Genomic DNA, 12,777 nt, shown 5'->3' on the forward strand with positions numbered 1-12,777 from the left:
GGCTCAGGCCACCTGCAGGAAACGCAGCGGGTCGACCTGCCATTTGTCGGGCGATTCGTGGCGCACGATCTTGTCGGCGCCGCCGAAGCCCACGCCACGCGCCAGGTCCACCGTCTCCGGCTTGATATAAGTCTGGCTCTTCGTGCTGTAGAACACGTTGACCTTGGGCGTGAGCAGACTCGTTTCGTGCGGCTCGACGACCACGGCCAGCCGGCCAGATTCCAGCAGGACGAGCGTCCCGACCGGATAAATGCCGACGCAACGCATGAATTCCTGCGTCAGCGCGGGATTGAAGTGGAATTTGCTCCACTCGTACATCTTGCGCAGCGCCTCCGCCGCCGGGATGCCCTTGTGGTAGCAGCGGTCGGCCGTGATGGCATCGTAGACGTCGACGATCGCGGCCATCTGCGCGAGCTCGCTGATCTCCTGTTCGCCCTGGCGGTCCGGATAACCCGTGCCGTCGCGCCGCTCGTGGTGGTGCAAGGTGATGTCGAGAGGGATCGGACCGATCTCGGACGAACGGCGCAGGATGTCGTAGCCGTCCCTGGGGTGGCGGCGCACGATCTCGAATTCCTCGTCGGTCAGGCGGCCCGGCTTGTTCAGGATGGCGTCCGGCACCAGGGCCTTGCCCGTATCGTGCAGCAGGCCGCCGATACCGGCCTGGTACGTGGTCGCGGCATCCAGCTTGCGCGAACGACAGAAGGCGACCAACAGGGTGCAGACGCTGACCGAGTGCAGGAATGTGTAATCGTCCTTGGTCTTGATGGCGGACAGCCCCAGCAACGCGGATGAATTGCGCAGGATCGAGGCGGTGATGCTCTCGACCATCGGTGACACCTTGTCCATTTCCACCGCCTTGCCCAGGCGCGCATCCTGCATCACGGTCTTGACGAGGCCGGCGGCCTGGCGCCGGATCGCCAGGGCACGGTCGAATTCCTCGGCCAGCGTGGTGCGCAGCGGCGCCACCGGTTTGGCGGCGATCGCGGCAACCTCGGCCTCCGTTGCGGCTTCCGCTTCCGCCACCGTCGGCGCGTCGGCCACGTCCAGGCCGCGCGTGCAGTCGATCGTCACGGAGCGGATGCCGGACGTCACGATCTTGCGGACCTCATCCTCGGAGGTGAGGAGGAAGCGGTTGCGCACGAAAGGATGCTCCATCCAGCCGCAATCGAGGTCATGGATGAACATCCCTACGCGCAACCGGGAAGAAGCGACTTTCTTGAGCATGGGCTTCCAGAAGGTGTGTGTTAATCTCGCCGCGACCGACGTCGTTCAAGTATAACAACTTGATGAAAAGAAACTTTTTAATAATGAACTTTTGGTTGCGTTTTGTAGCCATAAAGAGACAGATATTTACAAGATGGAACTCCGTCAGCTGCGCTATTTCGTTGCCATCGTGGACCATGGGTCGCTGTCGCGGGCCGCACTGGTCCTGCACGTGGCGCAGCCGGCACTGACCCAGCAATTGCGCCAGCTGGAGGAGGAACTGGGCGTGCAACTGCTGCACCGTTCGGCACAAGGCGTACTCAACACCGACGCCGGCAAAGTGTTCTACGAACATGCACAAGCCATCCTCAAGCAGGTGGCGGATGCGCAGGCCGCCGTCGTGCAATCGGCCGAACGGCCATCGGGCAGCGTCACGCTCGGCCTGCCGCACAGTATTTCGGACGCCCTCGCACTGCCGCTGTTGACGGCCATCCGCCAGCGCTACCCGGAAATCACGCTGCAGCTGACCGAGGAAATCACCGGCAGCCTCGCCGAGCAGTTGCGTGCCGGCCGCATCAACCTGGCCGTGCTGTTCGACGATGGCCAGCTCGGCAGCTTCACCGCCATTCCGCTCGTCGAGGAAGAACTGCGCTTCATCTGCCGCGCCGACGCGGCCGCCGCGGCCGGCCATGACAGCCTGACCCTGCGCGATGCGTTGGACGCCACCCTGATCCTGCCGGGCCTGCAGCATGGCGTGCGGCCGCGCATCGAAAGCACGGCGCGCGCCGCGGGCCTGGCCACACATGGCGTCATCGAAATCAACTCGATCGCGATCCTGAAATCGGCCATCCTCGCCGGCATGGGCGCCACCATCCTGCCCGTCGCGCCGGTGCTGACGGAGGTCGAACGCGGGGCCATGCGCGCGCTGGCCATCCGCGATCCCGCCATCGCGCGCACCGTCGTCCTGTGCACCTCGCGCAATATCCCGCTCACGAATGCGGCGGCGGCCGTCAGCCGCCTCGTGGTCCAGGTGGCGCACGATCTGTGCGCCGAGGGCCGCTGGATCGGCGCACGGAAAGTGTAGTCCCGAGCCATCATTTTTTCTTATGGCTCCATCCCCATTCCGTATTTCCGTATACGTCAACTTGTCTCTACACTTGGTGTAACAGCCGCCAAAGCGGCACCCGGACCCATTCCGGCCAGCGCCTACCCGGCGCGCCTCCGGCACGGGTCCATCTGAAAACACAAAGTTTGGAGACACCATGCCTGACACCGTCCTGGGCCAGGGCGCATCCGCGTCCATCCCCGCCGCGCCCGCCGTTCCCGCCCCCCTCAAAGACGTTAGCCTCGACGACAAGTACACCGCCACCTCCGGCAAGATCTTCCTGTCCGGCATCCAGGCCCTCGTGCGCCTGCCGATGATCCAGAAACTGCGCGACGAGCAGGCCGGTCTGAACACCGCGGGCTTCGTCTCCGGCTACCGCGGCTCGCCGCTGGGCGGCCTGGACGAGAACCTGTGGAAGGCCAAGGGTCACCTGGAAGCGAAATCCATCCAGTTCGTGCCGGGCGTGAACGAGGACCTGGCCGCGACAGCCGTCTGGGGCACGCAGACCGTGGACCTGATCGGCCCGGCGAAGTACGACGGCGTGTTCGCGATGTGGTACGCGAAAGGTCCGGGCGTGGACCGCTGCGGCGACGTCTTCAAGCACATGAACCATGCCGGCACGGCGAAGAACGGCGGCGTGCTGCTCGTCGCGGGCGACGACCACGGCGCCTATTCGTCGACCCTGCCGCACCAGTCCGACCATATTTTCGCCGCCTGCATGATCCCCGTGCTGTATCCGTCCAACGTGCAGGAATACCTGGACCTGGGCGTGCACGGCTGGGCGATGTCGCGCTTTTCCGGCCTGGCCGTCGCGTTCAAGGCGCTGGCCGACACGGTGGAATCCAGCGCCTCGGTCGACGCCGATCCGTTCCGCGTCGACGTGAAAATCCCGCAGGACTTCGCGATGCCGGAAGGCGGCCTGAATACGAAGCTCTCGTCCATCCCGCTGGGCCAGCAGGCGCGCAATCAGGAAGCCCTGATGCAGGACTACAAGATCTATGCGGCGCTCGCCTATGCGCGTGAAAACAAGCTGAATCGCACGACGATCGACAGCCCGGATGCGAAGCTCGGCATCATCGCGTCGGGTAAATCGTACGTGGACGTACTGGAAGCGCTGGAAGAACTGGGCATCGACGAAGCGATGGCGGCACAAGTCGGCCTGCGCCTGTTCAAGGTGGCGATGATCTGGCCGCTGGAGCCGGAAGGCGTGCGCGAATTCGCGCAAGGCCTGGACGAGATCCTCGTCGTCGAAGAGAAGCGCCAGGTCGTCGAATACCAGCTCAAGGAACAGCTCTATAACTGGCGCGACGACGTGCGTCCGCGCGTGATCGGCAAGTTCGACGAAAAGGGAGAATGGGTCGCGCCGCGCGGCGAATGGCTGCTGCCGCCGAAGGCCGATTTCTCCGTCGCGCAGGTGGCGCGCGTGATCGCCGGTCGCATCACCCGCCTTGCCCTCGACGACCGCACGCGCGATTTGATCAAGGCCCGCCTCGCTTTCCTCGAAGCGAAGGACGCTGTCTTGAAAAAGGCCGTGACGACGCCGTTCCGCCCCGCTTTCTACTGCTCCGGCTGCCCGCACAACACGTCGACGAAGGTGCCGGCAGGGTCGTTCGCGCTGGCCGGCATCGGCTGCCACGTGATGGCCACGTCGATCTACCCGGAGATGAACAAGCTCACGACGCACATGGGCGGCGAAGGCGCGCCGTGGATCGGCCAGGCCGCGTTCTCCACGGTGCCGCACGTGTTCCAGAACCTGGGCGACGGCACCTATTTCCACTCGGGCTATCTCGCCGTGCGCGCCGCCATCGCGGCCAAGGTCAACATCACCTATAAAATCCTGTACAACGACGCAGTCGCGATGACGGGCGGCCAGCCGGTCGACGGCACCACGTCCGTGCCGTTGATCGCGCGCCAGATGGCGGCCGAAGGCGTCAAGCGCATCGCGCTCGTCACGGAAGACCTGTCGCGTTACGAAGACCGTTCCGCGCTGCCGGCGGAAGTGACGCTGTACGACCGCAGCAAGATGGACGACGTGCAGCGCGAGCTGCGCGAGATCCCCGGGGTGACGGTCCTGATCTACGACCAGACCTGCGCGGCCGAGAAACGGCGGCGCCGAAAAAAGGGCGAGTTCCCGGACGTGGCGAAACGCATGGTGATCAACGAGGCCGTGTGCGAAGGATGCGGCGATTGCGGCGTGCAGTCGAACTGCGTCTCGATCCTGCCGAAGGAAACGGAATTCGGCCGCAAGCGCGCCATCGACCAGTCGGCGTGCAACAAGGATTATTCGTGCGCCAAGGGCTTCTGCCCGAGCTTCGCCACCGTCGAAGGGGGCACGCTGAAGAAGAACAAGGCCGGCGTCAGCAGGAAGGATGGCGATGATGGCTGGGGTCCGCTGCCGACGCCCGCCCTCCCCTCGATCGCGGCGCCCTACAACATCCTGATCAACGGCATCGGCGGCACCGGCGTCATCACCGTCGGCGCGCTGATGGGCATGGCGGCCCACCTCGAAGGCAAGGGTGCGTCCGTCCTGGACATGACGGGCATGAGCCAGAAGAACGGCTCCGTCACGTCGCACGTGAAGATCGCCGAGACGCCGGAACGCCTGCGCGCCCAGCGCATCGCAACCGGCGAGGCCGACCTCGTGCTGGGTTGCGACATGCTGACGGCCGGCGCGGCCGACGCCATCTCGAAGATGCGCCCGGGCCGCACGATGGTCGTCGTCAACCTGCACGAGCAGCCGACCGGCACCTTCGCCCAGCAGAGAGATTGGGAATTCCCGGCCGACCAGGTCCGTGCGCTGATCGTGGAAGCGGTCGGCGGCGAGGCCGGCGCCGACTTCCTCGACGCGACGAAGCTGGCGACGGCGCTGATGGGCGATTCGATCGCCGCCAACCTGTTCATGCTGGGCTATGCGTGGCAGAAGGGCCTCGTGCCGCTGTCGGAAGCATCGCTGCTGCGTGCCATCGAACTGAATGGCGTCGCCATCGCATCGAACCAGCGCAGCTTCCTGTGGGGCCGCCGCGCCGCCGTCGACCTGCAACGCGTCGAACGCACTGCGATCCCGGCGCAGCCGGTGTTGCTGCAAATGCCGCAGAGCCTCGACAGCGTGATCAGGAAACGCGTCGAATTCCTGACCGCTTACCAGGACGCGGCCTATGCGGCGCAGTACGAAACGCTGGTCGCGCGCGTGCGCGAACGCGAGTCGGCGCTCAAGCTGGGCAACAAGCTCTCGATGGCCGTGGCGAAATCGTATGCCAAGCTGATGGCCTACAAGGACGAGTACGAAGTGGCGCGCCTGTACACGGACGGCCGTTTCGTGGAACAGCTGCAAAGCCAGTTCGACGGCAAGTTCAGCGTGAAATTCAACCTGGCCCCGCCGCTGTTCGCGAAGAAGGATGCCAAGGGCCACCTCGTGAAAGCCGAATTCGGGTCGTGGATGTGGGGTGCGTTCAAGCTGCTCGCGAAGCTGAAAGGGCTGCGCGGCACGGCGTTCGACGTGTTCGGCTACACGGCCGAGCGCAAGATGGAGCGCGCCCTCGTCACCGAATACCGTGACATGATCGAGGCGCAGCTGGCGTCGCTGGATGCCGCGAACCACGGCGTCGCCGTCGAGCTGGCGGCACTGCCGGAGCAGATCCGCGGTTTCGGCCACGTCAAGGAACAGGCCGTGGCCGAGTATCGCGTGCGCAAGCAGGCGCTCCTCTCTGGCAACATCAAGAAGCGTGCCGCATGATGCCGACAACCATTCTTGACGTTTACGTTAACGTCATATACCGTACAAAGAACCCCCAGTTCGCTTCCGTTTTCCAAGGAACACCATGAACGACATCACGCCTGCCGCCAAGCTCGACCTGCCGGAGCACGCCAAACTGTCCAACAAAGTCCGCTTCGTCACCGCCGCCTCGCTGTTCGACGGCCACGACGCCTCGATCAACATCATGCGCCGCATCCTGCAGACGAACGGCGCCGAAGTCGTGCACCTGGGCCATAACCGCTCGGTCGACGAAGTCGTCACGGCCGCGCTGGCCGAGGACGTGCAAGGCATCGCCATCTCCAGCTACCAGGGCGGCCACGTCGAATATTTTAAATACATGATCGACCTGCTGCGCCAGCGCGGCGGCGCCCACATCAAGGTGTTCGGCGGCGGCGGCGGCGTCATCGTCCCGCACGAGATCGAAGAACTGCATGCCTATGGCGTCACGCGCATCTTCTCGCCGGAAGACGGCCAGCGCATGGGCCTCGTCGGCATGATCCGCTCGATGCTGGAAGCGTGCGACGTCGACCTGTCGACCTATGCGCCGGCCACGCTCGAGCCGCTGCAGACGGGTCCGATCGAGCAGCGCCACCGCCCGCTCGCGCAACTGATCACGGCACTGGAAAACGGCAAGGCTGCTGCCTCCCTGCGCAAGCGCATCATGGACACGGCCGAAGGCCTGAAGGTCCCCGTGCTGGGCATCACCGGCACGGGCGGCGCCGGCAAATCGTCGCTGACGGATGAACTCATCCGCCGCATCCGCCTCGACCAGGGCGACCGCCTGAACATTGCCGTGATTTCCATCGACCCGTCGCGCCGCAAATCCGGCGGCGCCTTGCTCGGCGACCGCATCCGCATGAATGCGATCAACCCGTGGAACGGGCAGGCGCGCGTATTCATGCGCTCGCTGGCTACGCGCGAAGCGGGTTCGGAGATCTCGCAGGCGCTGCCCGACGTGATCGCCGCGTGCAAGACGGCGGGCTTCGATCTCGTCATCGTCGAGACGTCGGGCATCGGCCAGGGCGACGCCGCCATCGTGCCGCACGTGGACGTGTCGATGTACGTGATGACGCCGGAATTCGGCGCCGCGTCGCAGCTCGAGAAGATCGACATGCTGGACTTCGCCGACTTCATCGCCATCAACAAGTTCGACCGCAAGGGCGCCCAGGACGCGCTGCGCGACGTGGCCAAGCAGGTCCAGCGCAACAAGGAATTGTGGAGCAAGTCGCCGGACGAGATGCCCGTCTACGGCACGCAGGCGTCGCGCTTCAACGATGACGGTGTCACCGCGCTGTACCTCGGCCTGTTGCCGGCGCTGGCCGAATTCGGCCTCGAGACGGAAACGCCGAAGCTGCCGAAACCCGCGACCAGATACTCGAGCGGCAAGAACGTGATCGTGCCGCCCGCGCGCGCGCGCTACCTGGCCGAGATCGCGGACACCGTGCGCGGCTACCACCGCAACGTCGGCAAGCAGGTCAAGCTCGCGCGCGAGCGCCAGCAGCTGACGGAGACGAAACGCATGCTGGCCGCCGCCAACCGTGAGGTGGTCCTCGACGACCTGATCACGGAACGCGACAACGCGATGGAAGGCGAGGCGAAGAAGCTGCTCGCGTCCTGGCCGCAGCTGCAAGAGACTTATGCGGGCGACGAGCACGTCGTGAAAATCCGCGACAGGGAAATCCGCACGAACCTCACCTACACGACGCTGTCCGGCAACAAGGTGCGCAAGGTCGCCCTGCCCCGCTTCGAAGACCACGGCGAGATCCTGCGCTTCCTGATGCTGGAAAACGTGCCGGGCGCGTTCCCGTACACGGCCGGCGTGTTCCCCTTCAAACGCGAGGGCGAGGATCCGACGCGCATGTTCGCCGGCGAAGGCGACGCGTTCCGCACGAACCGGCGCTTCAAACTGGTCTCGCAGGGCATGGACGCGAAACGCCTGTCGACGGCGTTCGACTCCGTCACCCTGTACGGCGCCGACCCGGCGCTGCGGCCGGACATCTACGGCAAGGTCGGCAACTCCGGCGTGTCGATCGCGACGCTCGACGACATGAAGGTGCTGTACGACGGCTTCGACCTGTGCAGCCCTGCTACGTCCGTGTCGATGACGATCAACGGCCCGGCGCCGACCATCCTCGCGATGTTCATGAACACCGCGATCGACCAGCAGCTCGACAGGTTCGAGCGCGACAACGGTCGCAAGCCGAACGCCGACGAAACCGCGAAGATCCGTGCCTGGGTGCTGGCCAATGTGCGCGGCACCGTCCAGGCGGACATCCTGAAGGAAGACCAGGGCCAGAACACCTGCATCTTCTCGACGGAATTCTCGCTGAAGGTCATGGGCGACATCCAGGAATACTTCGTCCAGAACCAGGTGCGCAATTTCTACTCGGTGTCGATCTCGGGCTACCACATCGCGGAAGCGGGCGCGAACCCGATCTCGCAGCTGGCCTTCACCCTGTCGAACGGGTTTACCTTCGTCGAAGCCTACCTCGCGCGCGGCATGCACATCGACGACTTCGCGCCGAACCTGTCGTTCTTCTTTTCGAACGGCATGGACCCGGAATACACGGTGCTGGGCCGCGTGGCACGCCGCATCTGGGCCGTCGCGATGCGCGACAAGTACGGCGCGAACGACCGCTCGCAAAAGCTGAAGTACCACATCCAGACGTCGGGCCGCTCGCTGCACGCGCAGGAGATCGACTTCAACGACATCCGGACGACCTTGCAGGCGCTGATCGCGATCTACGACAACTGCAACTCGCTGCACACGAACGCGTACGACGAGGCGATCACGACGCCGACCGACGAATCCGTCCGCCGCGCGCTCGCGATCCAGCTGATCATCAACCGCGAATGGGGCCTGGCCAGGAACGAGAACCCGAACCAGGGCTCGTTCATCCTCGAGGAATTGACGGACCTCGTCGAGGAAGCCGTGCTGCAGGAATTCGAGCGCATTGCCGAGCGCGGTGGCGTGCTCGGGGCGATGGAGACGGGCTACCAGCGCGGCAAGATCCAGGAAGAGTCGATGCTGTACGAGCACCGCAAGCACGACGGCAGCCTTCCGATCATCGGCGTCAACACCTTCCGCAACCCGAAGGCGGCACAGGCCCCGGCGACGATCGAACTGGCCCGCTCCACGGACGACGAAAAGCAGTCGCAGCTCGCGCGCCTGGAAGACTTCCACCGCCGTCATGCGGACGAGGCACCGGCCGCGCTGGCCGCGCTGCAACAGGCCGCCATCGACAACGAGAACGTGTTTGCCCGCCTGATGGACGCCGTACGCGTCTGCTCATTGGGCCAGATCACGACGGCCTTGTTCGAGGTGGGCGGACAGTATCGCCGCAATATGTAGTCCTGCCCTAGAATGGCTCCGGGGACCATCACCGGAGCCATGTATGCCGATCCAGCCGCAACAACTCGCCGCCCTCATGCGCGAAGTCGAACAGGAAGACCCGATCGACTTCGCGGACCTGCCCTTTCCCGAGGACGACTTGCGTGAACTCGTCGCCAGCCACCTGTGCGAGATGGCCGCCTCGATGGAAAACTTCAGTACCGAAGACCGTTTGATGACCCTGCTGGCCGTGTCAGCCAAGCTCGTGCTCGAAAACCTTGTATTGCACGTGCAATTGTTACGTCGCCATGGCTTGCCCGTCGGCGACAACGTCGAAGCCCTGCTGAGCCGGCTGCGCAAAGGCGAAAACGGCCCAGGATCGTAATATAGTCGTCATATTGTCGAGATATGACGTCAAATGTGACCGACTTCCACCACTTTGGTGGGGGGATTTGCAACACGACGGCAAACTTGTGCGTCTTTGTTAGTATTCCTTCAGGTATTATTGTTGAAGAGGAATCCGCACACCATTGCAGTTACGATACATATCTCGAGGAATGCCAGATGCCGCGTCACCCCAACAAGCTGAAACTTACCGCTGCCATCCTGTCCGGCGCGTTCATGGTCGCCGGGCTGTCCGCCTGCGGCCGCTCCACGCAGTCGACCGAGCAGCTGCTGACTGAAGCCAGGCAGTATCAGCAAAAAGGTGACCTGAAGTCGGCAATGATTCAGCTTAAGAATGCGGTCGAAAAGAGCCCGGAAAACGGCGAGGCGCGCATGGAGCTGGGCAACCTCCAACTCAACATGGGCGATTTCCCCTCGGCCGAGAAGGAATTCCGCAAGGCCCGCTCGAATGGGATCGCCGCCGACCGCGTGCTGCCCCAGCTGGCCAGGGCGATGTCGCAGCAAGGCAAGTTCAAGGAAATCCTCGACGAAGTCACGCCGGAAGTGGCCGCCAAATCGGCGCCGTTGCTGACGCTGCGCGGCGACGCCCTGCTGGCCACCGGCAAGCTCGACGAAGCCAAGCAGGCGTTCGAGCAAGCCCTGGCGCTGAACGCCAATGCCGGCGACGCCCTGCTCGGCCTGGCGCGCTACGCCGTCGCCAAGCAGGACAAGGACGCGGCCGCGCGTTACATCGACGAGGCCGTGGCCAAGGATCCGAAGAATGCGGATGTCTTCATGGCGCGCGGCTCGCTGCTGCGCACGCAGGGCAAGTCCGACGAGGCGCTCGCCGCCTTCGACCAGGCGCTGGCGCTGAATCCGCACCATCGCACGGCGCACATCGAGAAAGCCTACGTCAACATCACCCGCGGCAAGTTCGCGGACGCAAAAGCGGAAATCGACGCGGCCGAGAAGAATGCGCCCGGCAATCTGCTCGTGACCTATACCCGCGCATTGTACGAATTCTCGCAAGGTAAGTATTCGGCTGCCCAGGATGCCCTGCAACGCGTACTGAAAGTCGCGCCCGATCACATGCCCAGCGTGCTGCTGGCGGGCGCATCGGAACTGAACCTCGGTGCCTTGCAACAAGCCGACCAGCACCTGCGCAAATACCTGGAATTCAATCCGGACGACGTGTACGCCCGCAAGCTGCTGGCCCAGGCCCAGCTCAAGAGCGCGCAACCGAACGACGCTGCCGCCACGCTCGCGCCGGCACTGAAGAACGCGGCGGACGATCCGCAGGTACTCGCGCTGGCCGGCGAAACCTATATGCAGGTGCGCGACTTCAACAAAGCCAGCGTCTACCTGGAAAAAGCCACGACGCTGGCACCAAAGGCGGCCGGCCTGCGTACCTCGCTCGGCCTGTCCAAGCTGGCCCAGGGCGACCAGGCACGCGGCCTGTCCGAACTGCAGAAGGCCACGGAGCTCGACCCGAAGTCGGCGCAGGCGACGATGGCGCTGGTCCAGACGGAAATCAGCCTCAAGCATTACGACAAGGCGCTGGCCGCCATCGACGCGCTCGAAAAGCAACAGCCCGACAATCCGCAGGTGCTGACCCTGCGCGGCGCCGTCAACATGGTCAAGGGCGACGTGCCTGCCGCCCGTGCCGCGCTGGACAAGGCCGTGGCCCTGCAACCGACCTTCATCCCGGCCGTCCAGAACCTGGCACGCCTGGACCTCGTCGAGAAGAAACCCGACGCCGCCAAGCAGCGCTACGAAAAAGTCCTGCAGAAGGAACCGAACAACGTCGACGCGATGCGCGCCCTGGGCGAACTGGCGACGATGCAGAATCATCCCGAAGAAGCGACGTCCTGGTTCGAGAAGGCCAGCAATGTGAAGCCGGAAGCCGTCGGCCCGGCGCTCAACCTCGGCCGGCACTATCTGCGTACGGGACAGGCACAAAAAGCGCTGACGCTGGCACGCAAGGTCCAGACCGCCAACCCGACCAATCCCGAACTGGTGGAACTGCTGGGCCAGGCCCAGATCGCCAACAAGGACACGGCTGGGGCGCTGGAAACCTACAGCAAGCTCGTCAACCTGGCCCCGAAATCGGCCGCGCCGCACCTGCGCCTGGCCGGTGTGCACATGCTGATGCAGAACAATAATGCTGCGGCCGACGACCTGAAGCGCGCCATCGACCTGCAACCGAACCTGATCGCCGCCCGTCTCGCCCAGGTCGAGCTGGCCGTGCGCATGGGCCGCGGGGACGAAGCGCTGGCCATGGCTCGCCAAATCCAGAAGATCGACGACAAGTCGCCCGTCGGCTACGCCACCGAAGGCGACGTGCTGATGTCGCAAAGGAAGCCGGCGCAGGCATTGCCCGCCTACGACAAGGCGTTCGCGATCGCCAAGGCGCCGGAAATCCTCATGAAATCCCTGCAGGCCATGACGCTGACCGGCAAGGGCAAGGAAGCGCAAGCCCGTGCAGCCCAATTCCTGAAGGACCACCCGAACGACATCCTGGTCGGCATGTACGTCGCCGAGAACCATCTGGTTGCCAAGGATTACAAGGCCGCGATCGCACGCCTGGAAGACATCGTCAAGCGCGCGCCGAACAATGCTGCCGCGCTGAACAACCTGGCGTATGCTTATCAGCAAGTGAAAGATCCGCGCGCACTTGCAACGGCCGAGCAGGCATATAAACTTGCTGAGAACAACGCCGGCATCATGGACACGCTGGGCTGGCTGCTGGTGGAACAGGGCAATACGGGCCGCGGCCTGCCGCTGCTGCAGAAAGCCAGCACCCTGGTGCCGAAGTCGTCGGAAGTGCGCTACCACCTTGCAGTGGGCCTGAGCAAATCGGGCGACAAGGCGGGCGCGCGAAAGGAGCTCGACAAGCTTCTGGCGGACGACAAATCGTTCGCCCAGGCCGATGAAGCGCGCGCATTGCTAAAGGCTTTGTAAGAAGCTAATATACATTAATAAATAAATAATAATCCACGC

General features: G+C 64.2%; 6 protein-coding genes. 5 read left to right on the forward strand and 1 reads right to left on the reverse strand.

Annotation, left to right across the window (positions count from 1 at the left end; translation table 11 throughout):
• Nucleotides 1–3: 3 nt before the first annotated feature.
• On the reverse strand, nt 4–1,224 hold the full coding sequence (locus tag ACEN9G_RS11905) for an HD-GYP domain-containing protein (RefSeq protein ID WP_413337331.1): 1,221 nt from the start codon (nt 1,222–1,224) through the stop codon (nt 4–6).
• 133 nt (nt 1,225–1,357) lie between these two features.
• On the opposite strand from ACEN9G_RS11905, the gene ACEN9G_RS11910 reads away from it, so the two are divergent.
• From ACEN9G_RS11910 to prsT, 5 genes are all read left to right on the forward strand, one after another.
• Entirely contained in the window at nt 1,358–2,287 is a 930-nt protein-coding gene (locus tag ACEN9G_RS11910) for a LysR substrate-binding domain-containing protein (protein WP_413337330.1), read from the forward strand.
• Between the two features lie 178 nt (nt 2,288–2,465).
• Nucleotides 2,466–6,041: an indolepyruvate ferredoxin oxidoreductase family protein gene (locus ACEN9G_RS11915; RefSeq protein ID WP_413337329.1), complete on the forward strand. Its 3,576-nt coding sequence runs from the start codon at nt 2,466–2,468 to the stop codon at nt 6,039–6,041.
• A gap of 85 nt (nt 6,042–6,126) precedes the next feature.
• A complete protein-coding gene (gene icmF / locus ACEN9G_RS11920) occupies nt 6,127–9,414 on the forward strand; it encodes a fused isobutyryl-CoA mutase/GTPase IcmF (RefSeq protein WP_413337328.1) in 3,288 nt (1,095 codons plus the stop codon).
• A 43-nt stretch (nt 9,415–9,457) separates the two neighbouring features.
• On the forward strand, nt 9,458–9,778 hold the full coding sequence (locus ACEN9G_RS11925) for a hypothetical protein (RefSeq protein ID WP_413337327.1): 321 nt from the start codon (nt 9,458–9,460) through the stop codon (nt 9,776–9,778).
• 179 nt (nt 9,779–9,957) lie between these two features.
• Nucleotides 9,958–12,738 (forward strand): XrtA/PEP-CTERM system TPR-repeat protein PrsT, encoded by a 2,781-nt coding sequence (gene prsT / locus ACEN9G_RS11930; RefSeq protein ID WP_413337326.1) that lies wholly within the window; start codon nt 9,958–9,960, stop codon nt 12,736–12,738.
• Nucleotides 12,739–12,777 lie beyond the last annotated feature (39 nt).

It is taken from the genome of Massilia sp. Masssp94 (assembly GCF_059491305.1).